Here is a 26671-nt window from a genome sequence, read left to right as displayed (position 1 = left end):
CTCCTATATTTAAAAGTCTAAACTATATTATACCAAATCAGGGTTGTCTTCTTCAATAAAACGCCATGGTAATTCAGGTAATGACTTCTCTTCTAGTACAAAAAATGTACCGCGTGCCAAGTGAACAAGTTCACCTAACTCATTATAGATACGTGCTGTAGCAACCATAGTCGTTTTGCCATTATGCTCTACATTGGCTACACCACGCAATACAGTACCACCCTTAACAGCTTTCACATAGTTACCATTAAGATCAATAGTGCTAACAGATTTGCCCAATGTGAAACAAGCGGTTCCCATTACACTATCTGCTAAACCAATACAAACGGCACCATGTAAATCCCCTCGGAAATTACAATACTCTGTATCATTTGTTTGTAAGGTCATTTCTGCATGACCTGGTTCAACTGCTGTAATTTCAGAATCTTTTACCCAAGAAAATGGATTCTGATTTCGTAATTCGTTGAAATATTCTAACAATGTTGTAGCCATAAGGGTCTCCATTCTATTTACACATCTATAGATTAACTAATCTAAATACTAATTCTATTTCATTATTTGTATTAAAATCTCTATAGTTTTATATCCTAAATTCAATACAAATATATAAAAATAGTGCGTTACATCATACATATTGTATCATGCAACGCACCATATGCGAATAATTCTATCTAATTATATAGCGTGTTCTATAAAACACATTTACGATTTATATTATTCATAATGTAATGCATCAATTGGGTTAAGTTTAGCAGCTTTACGAGCAGGGTAAATACCAAAAATCAAACCAATTGCCATTGAGAAAGCAAATGACATTACAATTGTTGGTATAGATATAACTGTACTCATACCCGAAGCCAGACCAATCAGCTTGGACGCACCTATACCAAGTGCAATTCCTATTATGCCACCCATCAAACTGATAACAACAGCCTCTATAAGGAACTGTGTAACGATAACACTATAAGTTGCACCTAAAGCCTTACGCACCCCAATTTCTCTTGTCCGTTCTGTTACTGATACGAGCATAATATTCATAATGCCAATACCACCAACAACGAGAGAAATAGCAGCTACAGCGCCAAGGAATAATGTTAATGTTCCTGTAGTTTCCTCCATAGTTTCCATGATGGAGTTCATGTTTTGAATGTTGAAATCATCGAGGTTTGTATCTTTAATACCATGACGTACACGCAATAGGTTTTCAATATCGGATTGTAATCTATCGATACCGTTTTCATCCTTACCTACTACGTAGATCATTCGAAGATAATCAACACCTTCTACCCGTTCCATGGCTGTAGTATACGGGATAATAACCATATCATCTTGGTCATTACCCATAGCACCACTGCCCTTACTATTAAGGACACCAATGATACGGAATGGAATGTTTTTTACCCGGATTTCAGCACCTACAGGGTCTTCATCACCAAATAGGTTCTTAACAACTGTTTTACCTACTACTGCGACGCGTTCACGATTCTGTACATTCTTTTCAGATAAGAAGCGACCAGATTTCATAGACCAATTGTTTACATCTAAATAGTTATAACTAACACCAGATACAGAAGTGGTCCAATTCTTATTTTGATAAATTACTACATACGAACCATTTGTCATCGGACTGGCAGCTTTTACACCATCCAATTTTGAAATCGCTTCGTAATCAGAAACCTTTAAGGACTTTATAGAGCCTGCAGAAGGTCGAACCCCTGGTGTGCGTGGTGCCCCAGGCATAACCATTAATAGATTAGATCCTAAGCTAGAGATGGAGTTTTGAATATCTTGCTTTACACCATTACCAATAGATACTAAGGCAATTACGGCAGCTACACCGATGATGATGCCTAACATGGTTAAAATGGAACGCATTTTATTAGCAATGAGGGATGCCCATGCCATTAAGAAACTCTCTTTATACATGTAGCACCTCCTGTACAGGCGTCATATTGAGATTTTGAGAATCCTCTACAATCAAACCATCACGCAATACTACATTACGACTTGCATAAGTTGCAATTTCAGGTTCATGAGTAACGAGGATAATTGTACGCCCTTCATCATAGAGACCTCTAAAGATATTCATAACATCAATAGTCGACTTGGAGTCAAGATTACCTGTCGGTTCATCGGCCATGATGATAGCCGGATTATTCGCTAACGCGCGAGCTATGGCTACACGTTGACGCTGACCACCAGATAACTCAGATGGCAAGTGATCCATACGATCCCCAAGGCCAACAGAGGATAACAATGCAGCAGCACGTTCATTACGTGACTTTTTATCCATCCCTGCATAAATCATAGGGAGCGCCACATTCTCTAGAGCTGTCAATTTTGTTAATAAGTTAAAACTTTGGAATACAAAGCCTATTTGTTTGTTTCGTACAAAGGCCAATTCATCGTCAGATAAGGTAGCAACCTCATCGCCATTTAGACGATACGAACCTGTTGTTGGTCTATCTAAACAACCAAGTATGTTCATAAAGGTAGATTTACCAGAACCAGATGGACCCATAATAGATACAAATTCGCCTTTGTTGACCTGTAAATCGATACCATGTAAAACAGGCACCGATAATTTACCATTTACATAGGTCTTCGTAATCCCTTGTATATCGATTACTGCTTGATTCATATTCACCTACTATTAGAACGGTCCACGGCTATTATTCTTAGGTGCTGTTACATCACCACTTACGATGATTTCATCACCTTCAGATAAACCTTTTAGAATTTGTACATTAGTATCACCAGTTACACCTGTAGAAACAGCTGTACGTACTGGTTGACCATCTTTAATAACATATACATATTCCCCTTGCTTATCTGTACGAACTGCAGTAAGAGGTACTACCAATGTATTTTTAATATCTTCACCAAAGATAGTTGCGCGAGCTGTCATAGAAGGTAAGAAATTATTAGAAATATTTTCAGGAATTTGAACTTTTACGGTATAGTACACAACGCTATTACTTGTAGCACCCATGTTACCTTTTGTACCTTTTGCAATTTCAGATACGTATCCTGTGAAAGTTTCACCAGGCTTAGAGTCTACAGTAAATTCTACTTTAGCCCCTTGTTTAATACTACCAATATCTGTTTCATCTACAGTTAAGTAAATTTCTAAATCACTTAAATCTGCAATAGTAGCGATAATCATTTGTGTAGAAATACCGGTACTGATAGTTTGACCAGCTTTCAATGGTGTGCCTATAACAGTACCAGACATTGGTGCTGTAATTGTAGCATCATTTAAATCTGCTGCTGCACGGTCATACGTAGATTTTGCACGTTCATAAGATGTTACAGAATCATCATAGGTTTGCTGAGCAATAGCATGTTGATCTGCTAAGGCTTTATAGCGATTCATATCAAGTTCTGCCTTAGCTAATGCAGCACGAGCATCATCTGCAGACGCTTGTAATTGACGTGTATCAATATAGGCAATCACTTGACCAGCTGTAACTTGATCATTTTCTTTAACTAAAACTTTTTCAAGCTTGCCAGCCACATTCGTAGACACGTCTACATAATTGACAGGATTAATAGTACCAGTAGCACTAATACTTGTTTTTACATCACCCTTTTCTACCTTGCCAGTAGTATATAATTTTTGTGTTTGCTTAGAACCTTCACTATGTATGTAGTAGTATGTACCACCACCAAGAACACAAAGAACAACAGCACCTGCAATAATGCGTTTACGATGCTTTTGTAAAAATTCTTTCATTATAAGCTCCTTGTAAAAAGATGAAGATATTGCCAATAAAGTATCTATTTATAATGATACTTTTAGTATTTTTAAATTATACAGCACCAATTACTTTTACGCAATATAATTTCATTAATGAATAAATGATGATAAAAATAGAAAATGACCCTTTCGGGTCATTACTAAAATTAGCTACTTAATATGGTCAAGCTTGGATCAAAGTCAGTATGTTCCTTAATAAAAGATTTCACTTCACTACTATTATATGCGCCTTCGGCGACGAGTATTACACTATATTCTTTTCCCCGAATTTGTGTTTCCTTTAAATGACGACATACAGCATGTAAAGGCATAGGATTCTCAGAAACTAACACAATTTCAGCACCGCACGCAAGTCCTACTTTTAGTGCAATATGACCTGCTTTAAAAACGAGCTGTTTTTAACATTGTACCACCTTGGGTAATAATGCCTCCCACAGAGCGGTTTGATAAAGGAATAATTTGCTCCTCAATGATACCTAAATAACCTCGTTCAATGCCGAACACTTCAAAACCTTCATGGATTGCTTTCCTAGTTAGCGCTCTGATGGCGGCGTTCATGCCAGGTGCGTCTCCTCCGCTTGTTAGTATTCCGATTCTTCTCATATCCATTACCCCCTTGTGGTGTACGTTCTTTGGATATAGTCTCTGTTTTATGTACCTTATCTGTCTGATTACGAGTCTTTTCTTTACGACGTATATCATAGTGTGATGTATTAGATACTACCTTGTTAGAACCTAATGTACAAGAAGTTAGTTTATAAGATTCTATTTTCTCAGGTATTCTTCTATCATTTGTATTTCTAGTAACAGAATTATTTAGTTTTAGTTCTTGAGATGATTCTTTACCATCTCCATTGTCCATATTATTGGGTTGACGTCTTGCTTTAAATTGCACGTCTGAAGTAACCAATTCATCTTCAATACGTTGCATAAAATCATAGGTCCGACCATTTGTTGTATCTAGTACAAAATCACACTGCTTATATACTGGTTTCCAGGATTGTATCATAGCGTGTACAAAAGCATGTACATTATTGTAATCCATGGTTGGCCGCTTCCCAATTCGGCGATTTACACGGCTCACAATACGAAATTGTGAAGCGCGAATACCAATAATATATGAGTATTTTTTTAATACTTTTAACGTACGATGTTCTATAGGAAAATTACCACCTACAGATATGACTGCTTCATGGTATAGGCATACCTTTTTAAGTACATCCATTTCAGCACGACGAAATGCTTTTTCTCCAATTTTCTTGAATATTTCAGCAATAGGCAACCCAAAACGACTTTCTAATACGCGATCAGTATCTACAAATTGCCACCCTTTGCGTTCTGCAAGATTACGACCGAAATGACTTTTGCCACTTCCCATAGAACCGATAAGCATAATATTGCGTTTTATTATCATCTATGTGCCCCTTATTATTTCATATCTTTCATTGTACTATAAAATGTCATAAAAACAAAGACAGACTATAGACTAACTCTCTATAATCTGTCTCTATTAGTATTTCTAAAAACAATTTAGATGCTAAGACCTCATAGTTGGTTTCACTGCACAATGTACATATACTACATTTCCTTTCCGTTCTATATCCTCTATTTCTATACTGCATGAAGGGTCTTTCTCATCAACAGTATTAATCCAGTTTATAAGGCGTTCTGTACTCCCTAATACAGTTAACTCTAATACACCTTCATGCTCATCAGTACTAACAATCATTAATGGTTCTCCTTGCAAAGAATCAAAAACACTTGAATTAGAGCTCGTGTTAGATACCTTATTTTGCGTAAATGACTCTAACAATTTAGCTTCCTTAGATACGATATAATCTGACTCAGCCTGCATTTTAATAACATAGTTTTCTTGTCGCTCTTTCAATTGAATGACTTTCTGATTTAAACTAATAGAGCCATATAGTGAAATACTAATGATGATGCTCCATACTATTACGGTCATTAGTATCATCTTTACTGGATGTGCTGAGCTTTCCTTTAGATCCTTCCACATGGAATGTATATATACCTTGATCTGCTTTAACTGTTCCATGACACTCCATTCCTACTAACTTTTGTTGAAGGCCAGCTATAAACTTACGACAAACTTCATCACTAACTCCTAGACCATCTACAATAATATGTCCCTCTTTTATATTCAAATGCTGTAAACTAATACCTTGCTCCATAGCCATATCAAGTACATATAATACGATAGTATTTTGATAAATTTGTGATTTATCATTTCTAGAACTAGTCTTAAGTATTTGCTTTTTAACGGCCATTATATCTGTATACTGTTTTTTTATAGACTGATACTGTGGATTCTCTAGTAAAGTCAATAGTTCTGATTTTTCAACCTTATAATGTTCATAACTGGTCCAGCAATAACCTATAGATATTAATCCCATTATTCCGTATATAATGCTTATTCCATATAGATAATATCGATATCTATGCCATATACTATGCCAATATAATGACCGCGGCATTAGATTAATGTGTCTATCCTTACCACCCCAAGCCAATCCATTTAAGCCCCCTTGCTGCCATACCAATAGCCATATCCCAATCTAGTTGACCTTGTTTACACCGATTACGACCACGACCTAAGAATAATAAAGGAATATACTCTGTCTCTCCGTATATAGAAATCATAGTTTCCATATCCTTTCGTTCCTCTGCAGTTAACTGCTCTAAACCATACAACTTAATGCCTTGTATTTCATCTACACCAAACTCCTGCAGTCTAGACTCAAGTTCTTCCATAGATACAGATACATCTGTACCAGTAATCGGGACTCTACATTCTTGAATACATATATCATTCCACCATAACCATAAGTGTAACTCGCCCTTCTCAACGACACCTGTCACAGTACCACTACGCTGCATCAAACTGTAACAAATAGGTATAGGCCAAAAATCGATTACATCAACTGGAGCATAGGTGTCACGTATCCCTTGTTTTAACAGTTCTAATGAATGACGCTCTACAGCTACCATAAACATATGATAATTATGTCTAGGATATTCACGTCGACACGCATCCATTTGAAAGCTATCTCCATCAAAGGTAAAATAATCCTCTACATTCCATTTGATGAACTCTTTCATATCAAAATCGTGAGGGTCATAAGGGGCCACATGCATTTGTGTATCAATATTTGCAACAATGCTATAGGCACCATCATCCAAATCATACATTTCAATAAATTTTCTAACATCCTCATCAATAGGTGCACTGCGTTTCATTTCCAGTGCATCGGTAATAACCATTGTTTTATTTTCTACGTGAGCGGTAACACATACAATACGTTTATCGGTAATACATACTCCAGTATGTATTTTCTTTTTTCGTTTCATAGATTCACCTCAATATGGTTTCACCTTTATAACATGCATATTATTATCCTTATCTACCGTCACATACATATGTACACGGCTTACTATTTCATGATGCTTCAATTTCCCATAGCTTATTACATGACGAGGACTATCGGATGATGAATCAGCTTCAATAGTAATTTCTACATCTTCATTATCAGCTACAATTAATTTTCCCTGAAAATCCCATGTATTCCCCGCTTTACAATATCCTACAAACCAATGTGCTCCGCTTTGAGCAGCATAATGAGCCTCTTCTAAATGTAATTCATCTACTGCATTACTTTCACAAATTTGACCAATACGTAGTCCCATAAAAGCTATTAATAATAAAAAAGACATTGTAAATATCGCTACATATGTAATAAAGCCTGTATTATGGGCTCCCATATTCATGACTCTTTTCTTCATTATCTTTATACCAATCATACATACTACTTTGACCTATAGCGACTTCATATATAGCTAATCCACCATATCCAGTAGTATATTTCTTATCAGCAGTAAATCGATTAGTAATATACCAACGCATATGAACAGTTCCGCTTTTATCTATACTAAATGGATTTTCTTGTGTATAACCAACATTTCGCTTATCCTTGGTTCCAATAATGCGACTGCCACTAACAGGTTGTAAACTGCCGTCTGTAAGCTTTCTATAAAGTGCATGTCGTTGTACCATTAATGTAGTCCGTTTAGTATCATGAATGTGTAAACTCATATTTCGCTCTTCTACAGTTACAACAACAGGATTCCATATAATTTGAGCTACAACCATGCGCCTCGTGTAACGACCATCCTCCATCATAGCTACACTATCTAGTAATTTTGCATTCCACATAACCCCGTAAAAAACGATTCCCAATAATAAGGTTAGAACAATGGTAGAAATAGTCATACTAATGAGCGTTGAATATAAAATAAAACCACTTTGTTTATCATGAGTGCTCAACGTATTTCCTCCAAAATGAGAGATAAACTATACACAACAAATTCATTATCTATAGCTTGTACAGTTAATCGTTGTAAAACAATGCCATTTTCCACGATAGGTTCTATATGTGTTTTATAAATAATAGATTGATTAGGACTCATAATAAATTGAGAGTTTTGTGTACCTTCTTGAATGTGACCTGTTTGATAATACTGTGACTTACCTTCCTCTAAATATGTTATGGTGTCTTGTACTATATGATCCCAATAATAAGCTTTATATATTGTCAAGGTGGCCATCCAAAATACAGATAATATAACAGGCAATATAAACATAATAATGGCTGTTGATACTAAGGCATCTCCATACATAAATCCCTTAGTGCACTTCTTCCCATCGAATACGCCCAGTCTGTACAGATATCCATATACGATTTTTCTCACCACTTTCTCGATCCCATAAAATAAGTTCAGTTCCATCATAAGGTAATCCTAGGGAAGAAAAAGAAATAACCGTTAATGGTTGTACACTTTCAATTCCAACAGGTAGAGACATATTAACTGTATGATGATGAGCATCCTCTTCTAAGGTATAGCTATTTTTATTTAATATAAATAGCATACGTCCTTTTCCATTAGACTTATGCCCAAGCATAGACCAAAGTTGAACCTTTTTTAACATATATACAACTTCTTGAGTGCTACTATTTAAAGCATAACGGCTAGGCGTTGTAACAATAGGTAAAGACATAGAAATAAGAAGTAAAAATAAACTAATGGCAATAATCCACTCAGCTAATAAAGAGCCAAACTGATAATGAATAGGTTGTGCCTTAACCATTGATACAACACCTCCATATAGGATCCGCCATGTAAGGCACACCAACCACCAAAGCATAGAAAGGGACCAAATGGAATATATCGATTACGATAGCTAGTTAGAAAGAGATAGAGAGAACCAACACAAAAAGCTACGTAAAAGAAACATATAATCTCCCATGGCGTAAGCCACATAGCAATAGCAGAAAACCATTTCACATCGCCTAGTCCAAATCCTTTATGACTAATAAGGCGAAGTCCATATGTAATAGTGCCTACACTCATAACACTTATAATGGTTGTAAATATAGGCTTATCATTTATAAAGCTATACAAAATACCACCTATAACAAGTACTAATGCTCCTTCATCAGGCAATATATAGTAATACATATCGATGGTAGCACCTGCTATGATAATGAGTGAAAACACCGCATACAAAGCAACGTGAATGATTGATATTGTCTGTGTTGAAACTATAATAGGTAGAACTATGGATAATATATATATGATAAATCCTATTACATAATGAGTCCCTTTCATACTTTGCCCTTCCATAAAATTAACTGTAGTTATATTAAATATTGCAAGCTAACAACACTATTTAAGGTGTATCAGGAGCTTTAACTACAACTGCCTTTGCTGTACCACCATTAACGGCTTCATATGTAATGGTATATTCTTTATCTTTTGCAGTTTTAACATGTTCTGTAAGATAACCTTCTTTATATAGATTTTCTACAGTTGGTGGTGTATCCACATTCTTATCGATCATATAGAGTTGTGTGGCATTTTTAATAATTTGAATATCTGCTGTTTCCTTTGCACTTCGTGCCTTATCAGCAGCAGATAGGAATTGTGGCATCGCAATAGCTGCTAATATAGCAATCACTGCTACAACAACCATTAACTCGACAAGCGTAAATCCACCTTTTTTCGACTTACTAATGTTTTCTCGGATACTAGAAATATGTAAATGTTCTACAATCCATTGACCACATATTTCTAATCTATGATTTAATCCATAAACAAGATGTATAACAGAACTCATAATATCCTCCTTTTATCATATTAATTCTGTAAAATAATTTATAACAATGACTACTGACCTCCTAATTTTGCAATCGATGTAAACAATGGATACATAACAGATATAACTAAAACGGCTACGCCAACCCCCATTATGGTTAGTAAGATTGGCTCTAATAGTCGCTCCAAGCGAGCAATATATTTTGAAAGTATAGATTCATAATAATTTCCACAATGATTTAGCATCTTAACGAGCTCTCCACTTTCTTCTCCAATAGAGATCATTTGCCATATAAAAGGGTTTCCAATATTTTCAGTGCGCAAGCTCTCTTCAAAAGAATAACCTGTTAATAATTTTCCTTCTACTTTCTCACTACATTCGGTACCATAAATATTTCTCCACAAATGTCTTGTAATATTCATAGTATGAATAATAGAAATTCCAGAATCTAACAAAAGAGCCCATATCTTCAGCATACTTGTATAGTAAATACAAGTCATCCATTGGTATTGGTGAGCCAATTGCCAGAGCCAACGATGTACTTTGCGTTTTATACTCTGCTGATGATATGCAAAAACCATACTTACTATACCTATACAATGCATAATAAAGAACAATATGGGATGACTTTTTAACCCTTGTCCTAATGCAAAAAGGGCTCTGGTCATCACTGGTAACGTAATATGCATAGTAGTAAAAACTTTTTCAAATGAGGGAATAATAAACAAGATGGTAACAAGGAAAAAAATATTCATTAATACAAGTAAAAACAAAGGATAAGAAATAGCGCTAATTATCTTCTGTCTTATTTGTCGTTCCCAATCATAGTGACACGATATATATTGCAAGCTTTCTCCTAATGTGCCTGCAGCCTCTCCACTTTCTAATAAAGTCAAAGCAATTGCAGGACATCCCTCGCCTCGTAAAGCTTGAGACAATGTTTGACCTCGTTCAATTGATTCATATAAGGCTGTATATAAAAGACCATGTTTTCCATGACAAAGTAACTGTAAGGCACGCCGTAATGGTACACCAGACTCGATGAGTAATCCTAATTGATATGTCACATCTACTATCATAGTGTGATTCCATTTATGTTTCTTCTTTCCTACTTGTAAAGTAATTCTATAAATTTTATATCCATCTCGTTTTAAACGTGTACCGACCTCCTGTTCAGAATCCGCCCACATCACTCCTTTTATCATTTCATTTTGTTCATTTTTTACGACATATTCATAAGCCTCCATATCTACACCTACGATAATTGTTGATCTAATAGCATATGTAGTTGATGTTGCGAACCATATTGTGCCTTCACATCTCTTACAGCCATTTCTAGTGTTTTCATAGGTAATTGTGTTTCTTGAATAGAAATAATTTGTGGTTCCTTACGGGTACGTATCAAGTTTGCTACTGCATGAGTATTTAGCAAAATATCACGGATAGTAATGAACTTTTTATTCCATCTAAGAAGTCGTTGACATATTACTGCACGTAACACTTGAGATATTTGACTACGCACCTCTTCTTGTTGTTCACCAGGAAATAGTGAAATCATGCGGTGAACAGCCATCACAGCTCGCTGCGTATGCATCGTTGCCATAACAAGATGTCCCGTTTCCGCTGCATGAAGAGCAGCCTCTAATGTTTCACGATCTCGAAGTTCTCCAACCATAATGACATCTGGATCTTCTCGCAAGGCATCACGAATACCTGCAGACATAGTTTTTATATCTGACCCTAATTGACGTTGATGAATTAAAGATTTCTTTGGCTTAAATTCAAATTCAATCGGATCTTCTAACGTGATAATATGGCGTTCCATAGTCTGATTAATATAATCAATGCAACAAGCTAAAGTAAAACTTTTACCACTGCCCGTAGGACCACAAACTAGTAATAATCCGTCATGAGACTTACATAATTTTTGTAAAAGCTGACCTTCACTGTTATCATCTAATTTAAGCTCTTGATGGCATAATAATCGTAGCGTTCCACATATCGTTTGATTAGCACGATACAAATGAACACGAATACGTACACCACAACAAGAACAAGCTTCATCGATAGAGCACCACTCATAAGAGGCTATTCCACAACGTCGTAAAATATCTTTAATTAACGTAGTAGTACAAATAAATTTAGTAGCCTTTAAGCCATCACCATATCTCAAATAGATAGGCTCGCCACATTGTAGATGAATGTCTGTTGATGATAAGTATATTGCTTGTTCAACAATGCTTTCTAAACTTTCACTATTACAGCATGAGTCCACAACGATGCACCTCCTCTATAGATGTAACATGCCGAGATACGGCTTCACGAGCAGATTCCTCTAATGATAATAGTAAATGTGTTTCTAATTGGTCCCAGTGTGGAGAATTAGCAGGTATCTCTAAGTATTCAAACAGAGCAGTCCGTCCGTGATATGATGTACCATCAAATTTTCTTACTAGTCGTTGTGCAATAGCCCCCATTAAGGTAGCTCGTATTAAATACGGCTCAACCCCCATATCCATGAGGCGCGTTACAACACCAAGTGCTGTATTCGTATGAATAGTAGATAATACCCGATGTCCCGTTAAAGCAGATTTAACAGCCAGTTCCGCAGTTTCCTTATCTCGAATTTCGCCAATCATAATTGTATCTGGGTCTTGCCTAAGTACTGACCTTAACCCTTTTGCAAAAGTAAATCCAATCTTTTCATTAATACCGATTTGGATAGCTCCTTTAATTTCAGCCTCTACAGGATCTTCAAGACAGATAAGCTTTGTTTCCTCTAAATTTAACATTCGAAGCATCGCATATAACGTAGCAGTTTTACCACTACCAGTAGGTCCGCAGATGAGTAACAACCCGTAAGGACGTTTTAGTAATCGTTTAACATGGTCAAAAATATTTGCACACATACCTAAAGCTTTTAAATCTTTATGACTACCTTCGTTCCCCATGAGGCGACATACTAAAGTCTCTCCATATAAACTAGGCAATGTGGATACACGCATAGTTACTGATTTATCCTTATGACTCCAAGCCCAACGACCATCTTGAGGTAGCCTTTTTTCACTAATATCTAAGGTACTACACACCTTGATACGATTAATAATTAAATCCGCCTCTTCATTTGTTACAGTCATATATGTTTGTAATAATCCGTCTTGCCGAAATCGAACATGTACACCTTTTTTGGTTGGATCAAAATGAATATCGCTTACATGATGTTCTAATGCATATAAAATAATATCGTCTAATGTTACATCTACATACATGGTCACCTCCTATACCTTGCGGTATGTTTTTACCTCACACTAGCTTATGGCGTTATATGGTTCGACATCATACCTTTAATTCCTCTTTTATTTTTGAAAATCCACGAAGCGAAAACTTTTTTATTTTAGGCATACAAAAAAGGCGCCCCAAAGGGCGCCCTTATTGGACTTTTAGCTAAGACGATTTTTATTTCAAGTTATAGAAAACATCATTACCTTTATATTGAGCTGTTTCATATAACATTTCTTCAATGCGAAGCAATTGGTTATACTTTGCTACACGTTCAGAACGAGCTGGTGCACCAGTCTTAATTTGACCAGCATTTACAGCAACTGCAATATCAGCAATAAATGTATCTTCAGTTTCACCAGAACGATGAGATACAACACATGTATAGCCAGCGCGTTTAGCAAGTTCCATAGCGTCGAATGCTTCTGTTAAAGTACCGATTTGGTTAACTTTTACAAGAATAGAGTTACCTACACCAAGTTCAATACCACGTGCTAAACGTTTTGTATTAGTTACGAATAAATCATCACCAACAAGTTGTACGCGATTGCCAAGACGTTCTGTCAATAATTTCCAGCCATCCCAATCTTCTTCAGCAAGACCATCTTCGATAGATACGATTGGGTATTTACCTACTAAGTACTCGTAGAAATCTACCATTTCAGCTGCTGTTTTAACTTTGCCTTCACCGGCTAAATTGTATTTGCCATCTTCATAAAATTCAGAAGATGCAGAATCAAGAGCTAATTTAAAGTCTTTACCAGGTTCATAACCAGCCGCTTTAATAGCTTCACAAATTACTTCTAATGCTTCTTCGTTGGATGCCAAGTTAGGAGCAAAGCCACCTTCATCACCTACGGCAGTACTAAGACCTTTATCATGAAGTACAGATTTCAATGTATGATATACTTCTGCACAACTACGAAGAGCTTCAGCGAAGGATGTAGCACCTACAGGCATAATCATGAATTCTTGAATATCTACATTGTTATCTGCATGTGCACCGCCATTCAAAATGTTCATCATAGGCACAGGTAATTCTTTAGCGTTGAAACCACCAAGATATGCGAATAATGGCAAGTCCAAAGATTCAGCAGCTGCACGAGCTACAGCCATAGAAACGCCAAGAATTGCATTAGCACCAAGGTTGGATTTATTGTCTGTACCATCTAATTTCAACATCAAGTTATCGATTGCTACTTGTTCAGTTGCATCATAACTAATAATAGCAGGACCGATTTTAGCATTTACATTATCGATAGCTGTTAATACACCTTTACCGGAGTAACGAGATTTATCACCATCACGTAATTCTACAGCTTCAAACTTACCTGTGGAAGCACCAGATGGAACCGCGGCTGTTGCAATAGTACCATCTTCTAAACATACTTCAACTTCAACAGTTGGATTACCACGGGAATCTAAAATCTCTCTTGCAATGACTTGTTCAATTACTGCCATTTCTTCACCTCATAAAATCTAATGGAATAACTGTCAGCTGACAGCCATTATATATTGAGCTAAACCACATAGGTTACAACTCGAATTAACTATAAATATAGTGAAAGCTCTATATTATGCTTTTTGTACTAAACTATGACCAGTCATGGATTTTGGTTGTTCTATGCCAGCCAAGTCTAATAATGTTGGAGCAATATCACATAGTTTACCAGCCTCTAATGTAGCTGTTTTTAGGGTATCACTCATTAAAATTAATGGCACTAAGTTCGTTGTATGTGCCGTATGAACCTTACCGGTTTCATGGTTAACCATAAGCTCAGCATTACCATGGTCAGCCGTAATCAACAAGTGACCATTCTTACTACGAATAGCCTCTACGATACGACCTAAACAACTATCTACAGCCTGAACTGCTTTAACAGCGGCTTCAAAGCAACCTGTATGACCTACCATATCCGGGTTTGCAAAGTTCAAGATTATCATATCATACGTTTCATCTTGAATGGCTTCTACCACCTTATCAGTCACTTCATAAGCGCTCATTTCCGGTTGCAAATCATAGGTTGCCACTTTAGGAGATTTCACCAGTATGCGGTCCTCACCTTCAAAGGGTTCCTCTTTACCACCGTTGAAGAAATACGTAACATGAGCATATTTCTCTGTTTCAGCAATACGCAATTGACGATAGCCACCTACGCTTAGTACTTCGCCTAGTGTTTCAGATAAGATATCCTTTTCATACACAATATGAACTGGTAAACCATCTTCATATTTAGTCATAGTCGCCATGTATAAAGACAATGGTTCACGGTTAAAGCCATCAAAATCTGGCAACACTAAGGCTTTTGTAAGCTCACGACCACGGTCTGGACGGAAGTTACAGAAGATTACAGCATCGCCATTCTTGATCGTTCCTTCAGCATCAATTACCGTAGGAAGAACAAACTCATCTGCCGCATCTTTATCATAAGATTGTTGCACCGCTTCACAGGCTGATACGGCTCTTTCACCTTGACCATTTACAATCGCATTGTAAGCAAGTTCAACACGGTCCCAACGATTATCGCGGTCCATCGCATAGTAACGGCCACTCACAGTAGCAATTTTGCCACAGTTTAGCTCTGCCATATATGCTTCTAAATCCTTTAAAAATCCTTGTGCACATTGAGGGGCTACGTCACGCCCATCGAGCAAAGCATGCACATATACTCGTTCAATACCATTATCATGAGCCCCTTTTATAACAGCTTTGATATGTTCTAAGGAACAATGTACATTACCATCAGATACTAAACCAATAACATGTAAGCTTTGTTTTTTTGCTTCATTATATAGTTCCTTCATGATAGGACGATTATAAAACTCGCCAGATTCGACATCTTTAGTAATACGAGTTAAATCTTGGTACACAATACGACCAGAGCCAAGGTTTAAATGGCCAACCTCAGAATTCCCCATCTGACCTTCTGGAAGTCCTACTGCAAGCCCTGATGCTTCTAATTTTGTATGTGGATACATATCCCATAATTGATTAAAACAGTGTGGCTTCGCCTGTACTACAGCATTAGTTGTATCTGATTGATCTCCCATGCCAAAGCCATCTAGGATGACTAGCATTACGGGAGCCTTTAATTTAGCCATTTTTAACCTCATATTAAGCGCTTACTTGATTCGCTGCTTTAATAATATCAATAAATTCATCAACTACTAAGGATGCACCACCTACAAGGGCACCGTCAATATTTGGTTCCCCAAGGATTTCAAGAGCGTTTTCGGATTTAACACTACCACCATATTGGATGCGCACAGCATCAGCAGTCTCATCATCGTATAAAGATCGAATGTAATCACGAATTTCTTTACATACTTCTTCAGCTTGATCAGCAGTTGCTGTTTTTCCTGTGCCGATAGCCCAAATTGGTTCGTACGCAATAATCAATTGGCTAACTTGTTCTTTAGGAACATCAACCAAAGCACCTTTAAGTTGAGATATAATCCAGTCAAGCGTATGACCGGCCTCACGTTGCTCTAAACTTTCACCAACACAGACAATAGGAGTCAAATTATGATGGAATGCACTTTTGATTTTTGCATTTACCGTCTCATCTGTTTCACCATAATATTCACGACGTTCAGAGTGACCAATAATAACATAATCAACGCCTACCTCTGTAAGCATAAGCGGTGAAATTTCACCAGTGAATGCACCAGCATCATGATAATCCATAGTTTGTGCGCCTACTTCAATAGTTGTATCTCGTGTTAGTGCTACAGCACGTTCGATAGCTGTGAAAGGCGGGCAAACAACTACATCACAGGATAATTCCATATCTTGTAACACGCTGTTAAACGCTTCGATCAGAATTGATCCAGACGCAATGGTGCCATTCATTTTCCAATTTCCTGCAATAATGGGTTTTCTCATATTATGCCTCAGACAATGCAGCAATACCTGGTAGAATTTTGCCTTCTAAGAATTCTAAAGATGCACCACCACCTGTGGAAATATGGCTAATTTTATCTGCTAATCCACTTTTTTCAATAGCCGCTACAGAGTCGCCACCACCAACAATAGTCATCGCATCAGATTCAGCTACAGCTTTTGCTACTGCATTAGTACCAGCTGCAAAGTTTTCCATTTCAAATACGCCCATAGGACCATTCCAAATAATAGTCTTCATTGGCGCCAATGCTTCTACATAGAGCTCCCGTGTTTTAGGACCAATATCTAGAATCATCCAACCATCTTCAATATTTTCAACGTCAACGATTTTAGTATTAGCGTCGTTGCTGAAAGCATCAGCTACTACAGCATCGATAGGTGTCAATAATTTAGCACCAGCTACACGAGCTTCCATAACAAGATCTGTAGCAATAGCTTCTTGACCTTCTTCAAATAAGGAGCTACCAATGTTGCAACCTTGTGCTTTAATGAAAGCATTTGCCATACCGCCACCAATGATCATTACATCAACTTTAGGCAAAAGGTTTGAAATAACAGAAATTTTATCTGTTACCTTAGCACCACCGATAATAGCTGCCATAGGTGTTTTAGGATGCACTACAGCTGCACTTAATGCATCAATTTCTTTTTTGAGCAAGAAACCTGCTGCCATAGGGATATAGTCAGCAATACCAACTACGGATGCTGCATTTCGGTGAGATACACCGAATGCATCATTGATTGCTACATCAGCAAGAGATGCCAATTGTTTAGCAAATTCAGGGTCGTTTTTAGTTTCTTCATTATGATAACGCAAGTTTTCAAGCATCAATACATCGCCTGGTTGTAATGCTTTTACAGCCGCTTCAACCTTAGGGCCAATGCAGTCATCTACGAATGCTACAGGCTTGTTAATAAGCTCAGATAAATGTTTTGCACATGGTGCCAAGGACATTTCAGGTTTGCGTTCCCCTTTTGGACGGCCAAAGTGAGAAGCAAGAATTACTTTTGCCCCTTTTTCAATTAAATAATTGATAGTAGGTAATGCACTACGAATACGAGTGTCATCAGTGATGACACCGTCTTTCATAGGAACATTAAAATCAACACGAACAAATACTGTTTTATTATCTACTTGTAAACCTTCGATTGTTTGTTTCATCAAAGCCTCCCGATTATAAGCCTTTGCTTGCTACGAATGCTGCCATGTCGATAAGACGTTCAGAGTAACCCCATTCGTTATCATACCAAGAAACAACTTTTACCATGTTGCCATCCATGACCATTGTTAAATCAGCGTCAACAATGGAGCTACGTGGATCAGAGCTGAAGTCACAAGATACTAATGGCACATCAGATACACCTAAGATACCTTTTAATTCGCCAGCTGCTGCTTTGCGGAATGCTTCATTGATTTCTTCTTTAGTGGCAGGTTTTTCAAGTTCGCAAACAAGATCTGTAGCAGATACGTCTGGAGTTGGAACGCGCAATGCAAAGCCATCTAATTTACCTTTTAATTGAGGCAATACTTTAGCAACAGCTTTTGCTGCACCAGTAGTTGTAGGAATGATAGACATAGCTGCTGCACGAGCACGGCGAGGGTCTTTATGACGTGCATCAAGAATTTTTTGGTCATTAGTATAGGAATGAATAGTTGTCATCATACCGCGTTTAATGCCGAATTCATCGCATAATACTTTAGCAAATGGAGCCAAGCAATTTGTTGTACAAGATGCATTAGAAATAATATGATGTTTTGCAGGATCATACATATCTTGGTTTACACCCATAACCATAGTTAAGTCTTCGTTTTTACCAGGTGCAGAAATTAATACTTTTTTTACAGTAGGTTGATTCAAATGAACTTTTGCTTCCTCTGCATCACGATATTTACCAGTACATTCCATAACAATTTCAACGCCTTCTTCAGACCAAGGCAATTTAGAAGCATCGCGGTCATGGAATACGCGAATTTTTTTACCATCAACATAGATATTTTCTTCATCAAATGTTACTTCGTTAGGAATTGTGCCATGAACAGAGTCATATTTTAACAATAATGCAGTACCTTCATTATCGCCAGTAGCATTAATTGCTACAACTTCTACGTCAGGATTATTAATCGCTGCACGTACTACACATTTACCAATACGACCAAAACCGTTAATACCAACTTTTACTGCCATTGTTAGATCCTCCTAATAACAAAAATATTCTAACAAAATATTTAACTACTAACTTCACTTATAACGCTGAAATTTGTAACAATTGACGCATACCTTCTGCAGCTTGCTCATCGATAATTAGTATGCCTTTTTGACAAGCTCTCATAACACCAATAATAGCACTTGATTTATCTTGTCCACCAGCTACAGCAATCACATTTGGAATTTTTGCCACATCCGGAAGTGATAAACCAATATTATTAGTGGAATAAATCAACTTACCATCTATATCGCAATATTGACCAAGAGCTTCACCAACAGCATGATTATCTACTAACTGCTTACGCACATCATCAGCTATATGGCGCTGATCCGCCATTCTCATAGCCGTACCTATACCAAACACTAATACGTCAGTCCTACTAATAAGATCTCCGATCTCCTTTATTTGAGGTTCACAAGTCATGAGCATATGCAATGAGTCTTGTGAAAGTCCATCAGGTAAGTGGAGCATTTTATAGGTCCCACGAAGTCGTTCAGCTAGCACTGAAGCAATTACGTTAGCTTGATATTCAACTACCTCACCAACTCCCCCACGGGCAGGTACAACAATAGGATTAAATGGTAATACAGGCATCTCTTCGGCTACTGCAGCCATTGTACTGCCACCACTAATGGCAACTACAGAGTCAGGCTCTAATAATTCCTGTAATAGCTTTGCCGCTGCAAAGCCGAGTTTTTTCACCATCAAAGTCCCTTCTGTAGGAGTGATGATAACCCTATCGATATGAAGTGCTTCAGTCAATCGATGTTCTAGTTCGTTAATACGATCTAATTCATTTAAAAAATTTCGCAATTTTGGAACAATTGCATGTCCCTCATCAGTGAGAAAAATTCCTGGTTTATAAATGTCTACAAGACCATTAGCACGCATTAACTCAATATGACTTCGTACGGTTCGCTCAGGAAGATCCGTCGCTGTAGCTAAGGTCCTACGTCCTATAGGCTCTTCATAAACTAGGTGGTTTAGTATTTTATATCGTTCCTTTAATACACTCACGATTTCAGGAACAATACGTTCACATATCATTAGAAACTCGTTCATTGGCTCCCTCCTTTGCCCGTTGGGATTCTATGAATCGTTTTTCATCCCATGTGAACAAAATCTGTCCCACCAAAATCAAAAAAATACTTTTTACACTTGTATTGTATACCCTACGTAGATTTTATTCAACCCTTTATAATAGAAAACGACATAATTTAGGTAATTGATATGGTATTATGCCTAAATCATGTCGTTTATATATTTATTTTATTTTGTACCAAAGATACGGTCGCCAGCATCGCCTAAACCAGGCAAAATGTAACCATGATCATTGAGCTTTTCATCAAGGGCAGCTACATAAATAGGAACATCAGGATGTTCTTTATTCACTGCTTCCACACCTTCAGGAGCCGCAACAAGACACATTAACTTAATATTTTTAGCGCCTTTTTCCTTTAACAATGTAATAGCAGCTGCTGCACTACCACCAGTAGCTAACATTGGATCTGTTACTATAAAGTCGCGTTCACCTACATCAGAAGGTAACTTGCAGTAGTATTCTACAGGTTTCAATGTTTCTGGATCACGGTATAAGCCAACATGACCAACCTTTGCAGTTGGAATCAAGTTAAGCATACCATTAACCATGCCAAGGCCTGCACGAAGAATCGGAATAATACCCAATTTTTTACCTGCAATACGTTTTCCAGTCATTTTAGTTAAAGGTGTTTGTACTTCTACATCTTCTAATGGAAGGTTACGAGTGATTTCATAACCCATCAACATAGTAATCTCATCAAGTAATTCTCTAAAATCCTTAGAGCCTGTTTCTGCATCACGCATCAATGTAACTTTGTGTTGAATTAATGGATGTGTCATAACATTAACTTTCATGACTGTCCTCCTATAAATAATTTACATACCCTATCGGTATCCATTTAATATTCATATTTACTCTATCATAGATTGATAAATCATGCCATAAAAATATTAAAAGGGATGTGCCTAGGCACACCCCTTTTATGCTACTCATAGGTTTATAGGACTACAAATATGTAATTGCTATAGTTAATCTAATAGATTAGTATAAAGGATACGCTTCACAAAGTGCTGCTACACGTTTGCTTGCTTCTTCATGAATTGCTTTATCTTCAGGATTTTTAAGAACAGTTGCAATGATGTCTGCAATTTCTTCCATATCTTTTACTTGTAAGCCACGTGTTGTAAGAGCTGGTGTACCAAGACGGATACCACTTGTTACAAATGGGCTAGCTGGATCAAATGGAATTGTATTCTTATTACATGTAATGCCTACTTCATCAAGTAAGTGTTCTGCTTCTTTACCTGTTAAACCAGTATTGCGAACATCTACAAGCATAACGTGAGTATCTGTACCGCCAGAAACAATTGTTAAGCCTTTTTCTTGCAATGCAGCAGCCAATGCTTTTGCATTATCGATAACTTGTTGTGCATATACTTTAAACTCAGGTTGTAATGCTTCTCCAAATGCTACAGCTTTAGCAGCAATAACATGCATCAAAGGACCACCTTGAATGCCAGGGAAGATAGCTTTGTCGATTGCTTTTGCATATTTTTCTTTGCAAAGAATCATACCGCCACGAGGACCACGTAATGTTTTATGAGTTGTTGTAGTAACGATATCAGCATATTCTACAGGATTTGGATGTAAACCTGCGGCTACAAGGCCTGCGAAGTGAGCCATATCTACCATGAAGATAGCATCAACTTCATGAGCTACATCAGCCATTTTTTTGAAGTCAATTTGACGGCTATAAGCACTACCACCAGCGATAATCAATTTAGGTTTTGCTTCTAAAACGATTTTACGGAACTCATCATAATCGATTTGTTGAGTTTCTGCATCTACACCGTAAGGTACCACATTGAAATATGTACCGGATACGTTAACAGGAGAACCATGAGTTAAGTGACCGCCATGGGACAAATTCATGCCCACAATAGTATCACCTGGTTGTAATAATGCGAAATACACACCAAAGTTTGCTTGAGAACCAGAATGGGGTTGTACGTTAGCATGTTCCGCACCGAACAAGCGTTTTGCACGTTCAATAGCTAATGTTTCGATAACATCGACATTTTCACAACCACCATAATAACGTTTACCAGGATACCCTTCTGCATATTTGTTAGTCAATACGCTACCTTGAGCTTCCATTACTGCTTGAGAAACAAAATTTTCAGAAGCGATCATTTCTAATTTATCGCGTTGGCGTGCTAATTCTTGATTGATAACAGCTTGAATATTAGGGTCTTGTTTTTCTAAGAAACTCATGAGTATCCTCCTCGTGCAAAACGAATATATAAAAGGTAATGATGTATTATTTCTCTAATGCTTTAATTTTCTCTACACGGCGTGCGTGACGACCACCTTCGAACTCAGTTTCCATAAAAATGGTTACAATATCATTAGCTAAACCAGGGCCAATAACGCGTTCGCCCATTGTGAGAATATTGGCATCATTATGAAGTCTACTATACTTAGCGGAAAAAGAATCATGGCAAAGAGCAGCTCGAATACCTTTAATCTTATTAGCACTAATCCCGATACCAATACCAGTACCGCAAATCAAAATACCTCTGTCTGCTTGACCAGATACGACTGCCTTTGCTACAGGTACAGCAATGTCAGGATAGTCACAAGAATCAGCTGTATGACAGCCAAAATCTTCTACTTCATGTCCCAATGCATTTAATAATTCCTTAACGGATGATTTTAAATGTAATCCGCCATGATCACAACCGATTGCAACTTTCATAATTTCATCTCCTACACCTTCTGAGGCACTGATGTAAGACCAGCCTCTACTAAGTGATAAATTTGTTCCGCACATTGATTATATACGGTTTGGTCAGATCCATATGGATCCGTAACATCACCATCTTGACCACCCCACTCGGAAATCGTTTTGATTTTACCTTCCTCAAATGGGAATTGGCGAAGTAGTACAGATTTGTGATCTTTCGTCATACCAATGATAAGATCTGCTGCATTCACGAGTTCCATTGTTAATGGTCTCGATTCATGATCAGAAATATCTACAATGGAACGGACAGCTTCAATGGCTTGTTCAGTTGGCTTTGCTCCATAAGCGGCAAATAGGCCAGCTGATACAGTCGTCACATCCTTATGTTGCTCCGCAGCAAGGGCCCGCGTAAGAGCTTCAGCCATAGGGCTACGGCAAGTATTACCGGTACACACAAATAAAATATTCATAATAACATCCTTACTTAATCACATTTCGTGATTACTTTATACATTATAGCAAATCCATCCAATATGTAAAGACATATTTCTATTATCAGTGGACATTTTTATACTAGTAAATTTACTTATAAATGATATGATGGCTCGATGCCTTCTCCATACGATTCATAATAGCTACACCAAAACCGTCATCATTAACACCTTCCGCTAAGATTAAGGTAACATGATTTTCATTAAAATGTAATAGGCTTTTGTAAAAGTCATGACCTAATGATAAGGCATCACCATAGTTGCCAAAACAATGGAATATAAAGCGTGTATCCTCTTTCATAAGGTTATATGTTTCATGACTCACTAAACAACCTATAGGACCTTCTATCCCCTCTGAAAGCTCTTTAAAAGTACTTGCCACCCTCTCTGGAATACCAACAACAACTGTCATAGGTGCATCAGGAGCATAATGGGTATACTTCATACCAGGAGCTTTAGGCTTAGTGTTAGCATTAACTAGAGCGGTATCATACTCAACAGTAGATACAACTGTTTCAAGTTGTGCTTTTGTTATTCCACCTGGTCTCAATATAATGACCTTGTCATCATGTACTTCTACCACAGTAGACTCTACACCAATTGTACATGAGCCAGCATCTAAAATATAGGAAATACGGCCATTCATATCATGGTAAACATCTTGTGCCGTTGTAGGACTTGGTCGTCCAGATATATTAGCACTAGGAGCCGCTATAGGTACTCCTGCACGTTCTAGTAATGCGCAGCATATCTTATGATCAGGGCAACGTAACGCCACACGAGGTAACCCGCCTGTAGCACGATCTGGTACTAAATCAGATTTAGGCAATGTAATCGTCAAAGGCCCTGGCCAAAACGTATCCATTAATCGTTGAGCTGTGATGGAAACCTCTGTTACCAAAGGTTTTATGCTTTCACTATTAGGAACGTGTAAAATCAATGGATTATCTGAAGGACGACCTTTAGCGGCGTAAATTTTATCCATCGCCTCCGGATCAAGTCCATTAGCGCCCAGTCCATATACAGTTTCTGTAGGAATTGACACCAATTCCCCATTACGTAAAGCGCGAGCAAGCATATCTAGTTCTTGATCTGATGGATTTGTAATAATTTGAGTATCCATATTATCCCTCATACACAGCTGTTACAACGCGGTCATTTCCACCAAGGTCAGTAATACATCGAATATTAGAGTACTGCCCTGTTTCTTCTAATAAAGCCTTTACAGCCTCAGCTTGATCAAAACCTATTTCAAAGGCAATATGGCCTTGCGATTTTAAATATGTGCCACATGTTTTAGCCAAAATACGATAGAAATCAAGTCCATCTTCACCGCCAAACAAGGCAATATGAGGCTCATTTAATACGTCCTGAGACAATAATTGAGCATCCCCAGTACGGATATAAGGTGGATTTGATACGATGAGATCAAAATGTTCATTTTTACCATCTAGAGCAGAAAACATATCAGACTCTAACAATTGAACACGATCATTTAAGTTAAATCTTTCACTATTTACCTTAGCCAATGACAAAGCATCGGCAGATATTTCAATACCCATGCCGCACGCATTCGGCAAATAATTCAATAGACTTAACAATATTGTGCCAGGACCCGTACATACATCAAGAATACGAATATTACTATCCTTTTGATACGTTCCTAGTACATGCTCAATCAAGGTTTCTGTATCAGGTCGTGGGATTAATACCCTATCATTAACCTTAAAGGTCAATCCCATAAAGTCCTTTTCCCCAATAATAGCCGCTACACAATGCCCCTTAGCTCGTTCTTGAACAAGAGGTCTAAAAGCATCGAGTTCCTCTTGAATAAGCGGTTGGTCATAATGGGTGTATAGATAAATACGATCCTTGCCTAAAACGTGAGAAAGCAGTACTTCCCCATCAAGTCGAGGTGTATCCATCTCCTTGCTTTGAAAGTACTGCTCTGTCCACTGGAGAATACGACCGATTGTCCAAATCTCCTTATGCATTTGTATTAGCCTCCTGCATTTTTGCCGCTTGGTCAGCAGCATTTAAGGCTTGAATGATTTCATCTAGATCGCCATTTAAAATAGCATCTAATTTATACAATGTTAAGTTAATACGATGATCTGTTACGCGACCTTGTGGATAGTTATAGGTACGAATACGTTCACTACGGTCACCTGTACCAACTTGGCTCTTACGGTCTGCTGCCATGCTAGAAATAGCCTCTTGTTCAGCTTGGTCTTGCAATTTTGCACGCAATACACGCATAGCTTTTTCACGATTTTGTAATTGAGAACGTTGGTCTTGACATGCTACAACGATACCAGATGGTAAGTGGGTAATACGAACAGCAGACTCAGTTTTATTGATATGCTGCCCCCCCGCACCACTTGCACGATAGGTGTCAATTTTTAAGTCTTTTTCATTAACTTCAATATCAACATCTTCCATTTCTGGCAATACCGCTACTGTAACGGTAGATGTATGTACACGACCTTGTGTTTCCGTAGCAGGTACACGTTGTACACGGTGTACACCAGATTCAAATTTCATCTTGGAGTATACATTTTCACCATCTACGGAGAAAATAACCTCTTTAAAGCCACCTAGTTCAGGTTCATTGGCATCAATAATCTCGCAACGCCAGCCTTGGCTTTCCGCATATTTTGTGTACATACGGAACAAGTCGCCTGCAAATAGTGCCGCTTCATCACCACCGGCACCACCGCGAATTTCAATGATAATATTCTTATCATCATTAGGGTCCTTAGGCAACAAAAGAATTTGTAATTTCTCTTCTAATTCCTCTTTTTGAGGTTTTAGCTCTTTTAATTCCTCTTGTGCCATTTCGCGGAATTCTTCATCCATGGATTTATCTTCAATAACTTCCATAGCTTCATCAATACCAGCTAATACTTTTTTATAAGTACGGAATGTTTCAACTGTTTCAGATAATTGAGCATGTTGACGTGTTAATTTACGCCATTCATCTTGGCGTGCAATCACTTCAGGGTCACTGATGCGCTGCTCCAGGTCCATAAATTTATCTTCAATAACTTGTAATTTATCTACTAACAT

The 26671-nt window shown here is 37.5% G+C and carries 32 protein-coding genes; all 32 read right to left on the bottom strand.

The window, feature by feature from the left end; all coding sequences use genetic code 11:
• Positions 1-27: 27 nt before the first annotated feature.
• The gene (locus tag RWP19_RS01705) at positions 28-492 is read right to left on the bottom strand and encodes a PaaI family thioesterase (RefSeq protein ID WP_024061874.1); all 465 of its coding nucleotides are present in this window, start codon (positions 490-492) and stop codon (positions 28-30) included.
• A gap of 222 nt (positions 493-714) precedes the next feature.
• Entirely contained in the window at positions 715-1926 is a 1212-nt protein-coding gene (locus tag RWP19_RS01700) for an ABC transporter permease (protein ID WP_314356227.1), read from the bottom strand.
• Positions 1919-2641 (bottom strand): ABC transporter ATP-binding protein, encoded by a 723-nt coding sequence (locus RWP19_RS01695; protein WP_314356226.1) that lies wholly within the window; start codon positions 2639-2641, stop codon positions 1919-1921. The genes RWP19_RS01700 and RWP19_RS01695 overlap by 8 nt, the downstream gene beginning before the upstream one ends.
• A 12-nt stretch (positions 2642-2653) precedes the next feature.
• The gene (locus tag RWP19_RS01690; protein ID WP_295207957.1) at positions 2654-3736 is read right to left on the bottom strand and encodes an efflux RND transporter periplasmic adaptor subunit; all 1083 of its coding nucleotides are present in this window, start codon (positions 3734-3736) and stop codon (positions 2654-2656) included.
• A gap of 170 nt (positions 3737-3906) precedes the next feature.
• Entirely contained in the window at positions 3907-4092 is a 186-nt protein-coding gene (locus RWP19_RS01685; RefSeq protein ID WP_314356225.1) for a hypothetical protein, read from the bottom strand.
• 49 nt (positions 4093-4141) lie between these two features.
• Complete coding sequence (locus tag RWP19_RS01680; RefSeq protein ID WP_295207963.1) at positions 4142-4318, bottom strand: 6-phosphofructokinase; 177 nt, start codon at positions 4316-4318, stop codon at positions 4142-4144.
• On the bottom strand, positions 4290-5174 hold the full coding sequence (locus tag RWP19_RS01675) for a shikimate kinase (protein WP_314356224.1): 885 nt from the start codon (positions 5172-5174) through the stop codon (positions 4290-4292). Before RWP19_RS01675 ends, RWP19_RS01680 begins: the two co-directional genes overlap by 29 nt.
• Before the next feature lie 123 nt (positions 5175-5297).
• Complete coding sequence (locus RWP19_RS01670; protein WP_314356223.1) at positions 5298-5726, bottom strand: hypothetical protein; 429 nt, start codon at positions 5724-5726, stop codon at positions 5298-5300.
• Positions 5695-6291, bottom strand: coding sequence for a fimbrial assembly protein (locus RWP19_RS01665; RefSeq protein ID WP_314356222.1), 597 nt, complete (start codon positions 6289-6291; stop codon positions 5695-5697). The genes RWP19_RS01670 and RWP19_RS01665 overlap by 32 nt, the downstream gene beginning before the upstream one ends.
• Positions 6275-7129 carry a hypothetical protein gene (locus tag RWP19_RS01660; protein WP_314356221.1) on the bottom strand — a complete coding sequence of 285 codons (855 nt, stop codon included), beginning with the start codon at positions 7127-7129 and terminating at the stop codon, positions 6275-6277. Before RWP19_RS01660 ends, RWP19_RS01665 begins: the two co-directional genes overlap by 17 nt.
• A gap of 9 nt (positions 7130-7138) precedes the next feature.
• The gene (locus RWP19_RS01655) at positions 7139-7546 is read right to left on the bottom strand and encodes a hypothetical protein (RefSeq protein ID WP_399553572.1); all 408 of its coding nucleotides are present in this window, start codon (positions 7544-7546) and stop codon (positions 7139-7141) included.
• Positions 7527-8048, bottom strand: coding sequence for a hypothetical protein (locus RWP19_RS01650; RefSeq protein ID WP_295208021.1), 522 nt, complete (start codon positions 8046-8048; stop codon positions 7527-7529). Before RWP19_RS01650 ends, RWP19_RS01655 begins: the two co-directional genes overlap by 20 nt.
• A 50-nt stretch (positions 8049-8098) precedes the next feature.
• A complete protein-coding gene (locus RWP19_RS01645; RefSeq protein ID WP_314356219.1) occupies positions 8099-8374 on the bottom strand; it encodes a hypothetical protein in 276 nt (91 codons plus the stop codon).
• A gap of 88 nt (positions 8375-8462) precedes the next feature.
• A complete protein-coding gene (locus RWP19_RS01640; RefSeq protein WP_295207980.1) occupies positions 8463-8924 on the bottom strand; it encodes a hypothetical protein in 462 nt (153 codons plus the stop codon).
• Positions 8879-9445: a prepilin peptidase gene (locus RWP19_RS01635; RefSeq protein WP_314356218.1), complete on the bottom strand. Its 567-nt coding sequence runs from the start codon at positions 9443-9445 to the stop codon at positions 8879-8881. Before RWP19_RS01635 ends, RWP19_RS01640 begins: the two co-directional genes overlap by 46 nt.
• 61 nt (positions 9446-9506) lie before the next feature.
• Positions 9507-9953, bottom strand: coding sequence for a competence type IV pilus major pilin ComGC (locus RWP19_RS01630; RefSeq protein ID WP_295207985.1), 447 nt, complete (start codon positions 9951-9953; stop codon positions 9507-9509).
• Between the two features lie 50 nt (positions 9954-10003).
• Positions 10004-11179 (bottom strand): type II secretion system F family protein, encoded by a 1176-nt coding sequence (locus RWP19_RS01625; RefSeq protein WP_314356217.1) that lies wholly within the window; start codon positions 11177-11179, stop codon positions 10004-10006.
• Between the two features lie 8 nt (positions 11180-11187).
• Positions 11188-12207, bottom strand: a complete 1020-nt coding sequence (locus RWP19_RS01620; RefSeq protein ID WP_314356216.1) for an ATPase, T2SS/T4P/T4SS family — start codon at positions 12205-12207, stop codon at positions 11188-11190.
• A complete protein-coding gene (locus RWP19_RS01615) occupies positions 12191-13201 on the bottom strand; it encodes a GspE/PulE family protein (RefSeq protein WP_314356215.1) in 1011 nt (336 codons plus the stop codon). Before RWP19_RS01615 ends, RWP19_RS01620 begins: the two co-directional genes overlap by 17 nt.
• Before the next feature lie 187 nt (positions 13202-13388).
• Positions 13389-14672, bottom strand: a complete 1284-nt coding sequence (eno, locus tag RWP19_RS01610) for a phosphopyruvate hydratase (protein ID WP_314356214.1) — start codon at positions 14670-14672, stop codon at positions 13389-13391.
• 114 nt (positions 14673-14786) lie between these two features.
• Positions 14787-16313 carry a 2,3-bisphosphoglycerate-independent phosphoglycerate mutase gene (gpmI, locus tag RWP19_RS01605; protein ID WP_314356213.1) on the bottom strand — a complete coding sequence of 509 codons (1527 nt, stop codon included), beginning with the start codon at positions 16311-16313 and terminating at the stop codon, positions 14787-14789.
• Between the two features lie 13 nt (positions 16314-16326).
• Complete coding sequence (gene tpiA / locus RWP19_RS01600) at positions 16327-17097, bottom strand: triose-phosphate isomerase (RefSeq protein WP_314356212.1); 771 nt, start codon at positions 17095-17097, stop codon at positions 16327-16329.
• 1 nt (position 17098) lies between these two features.
• On the bottom strand, positions 17099-18277 hold the full coding sequence (locus RWP19_RS01595; protein ID WP_060924223.1) for a phosphoglycerate kinase: 1179 nt from the start codon (positions 18275-18277) through the stop codon (positions 17099-17101).
• 13 nt (positions 18278-18290) lie between these two features.
• On the bottom strand, positions 18291-19301 hold the full coding sequence (gene gap, locus RWP19_RS01590) for a type I glyceraldehyde-3-phosphate dehydrogenase (protein ID WP_155086713.1): 1011 nt from the start codon (positions 19299-19301) through the stop codon (positions 18291-18293).
• Positions 19302-19359: 58 nt separating this feature from the next.
• A complete protein-coding gene (locus RWP19_RS01585) occupies positions 19360-20385 on the bottom strand; it encodes a sugar-binding domain-containing protein (protein ID WP_314356211.1) in 1026 nt (341 codons plus the stop codon).
• Between the two features lie 207 nt (positions 20386-20592).
• Positions 20593-21219, bottom strand: a complete 627-nt coding sequence (gene upp / locus RWP19_RS01580; protein WP_295208006.1) for a uracil phosphoribosyltransferase — start codon at positions 21217-21219, stop codon at positions 20593-20595.
• Positions 21220-21406: 187 nt separating this feature from the next.
• A complete protein-coding gene (glyA, locus tag RWP19_RS01575; RefSeq protein WP_105085798.1) occupies positions 21407-22639 on the bottom strand; it encodes a serine hydroxymethyltransferase in 1233 nt (410 codons plus the stop codon).
• 46 nt (positions 22640-22685) lie between these two features.
• Complete coding sequence (rpiB, locus tag RWP19_RS01570; protein WP_295257757.1) at positions 22686-23123, bottom strand: ribose 5-phosphate isomerase B; 438 nt, start codon at positions 23121-23123, stop codon at positions 22686-22688.
• Positions 23124-23134: 11 nt separating this feature from the next.
• Positions 23135-23581, bottom strand: coding sequence for a low molecular weight protein arginine phosphatase (locus tag RWP19_RS01565; protein ID WP_314356210.1), 447 nt, complete (start codon positions 23579-23581; stop codon positions 23135-23137).
• Between the two features lie 112 nt (positions 23582-23693).
• A complete protein-coding gene (locus RWP19_RS01560; RefSeq protein ID WP_314356209.1) occupies positions 23694-24725 on the bottom strand; it encodes an L-threonylcarbamoyladenylate synthase in 1032 nt (343 codons plus the stop codon).
• Position 24726: 1 nt separating this feature from the next.
• Entirely contained in the window at positions 24727-25596 is an 870-nt protein-coding gene (gene prmC / locus RWP19_RS01555; protein ID WP_314356208.1) for a peptide chain release factor N(5)-glutamine methyltransferase, read from the bottom strand.
• Positions 25589-26671 carry a peptide chain release factor 1 gene (prfA, locus tag RWP19_RS01550; RefSeq protein WP_105093892.1) on the bottom strand — a complete coding sequence of 361 codons (1083 nt, stop codon included), beginning with the start codon at positions 26669-26671 and terminating at the stop codon, positions 25589-25591. The genes prmC and prfA overlap by 8 nt, the downstream gene beginning before the upstream one ends.

Origin of the sequence: uncultured Veillonella sp., from assembly GCF_963522475.1 — a bacterium.
GTDB lineage: Bacteria > Bacillota > Negativicutes > Veillonellales > Veillonellaceae > Veillonella.
Note: the sequence above shows the minus strand (reverse complement) of the source record. Positions and strands in the feature narration are given on the sequence as shown.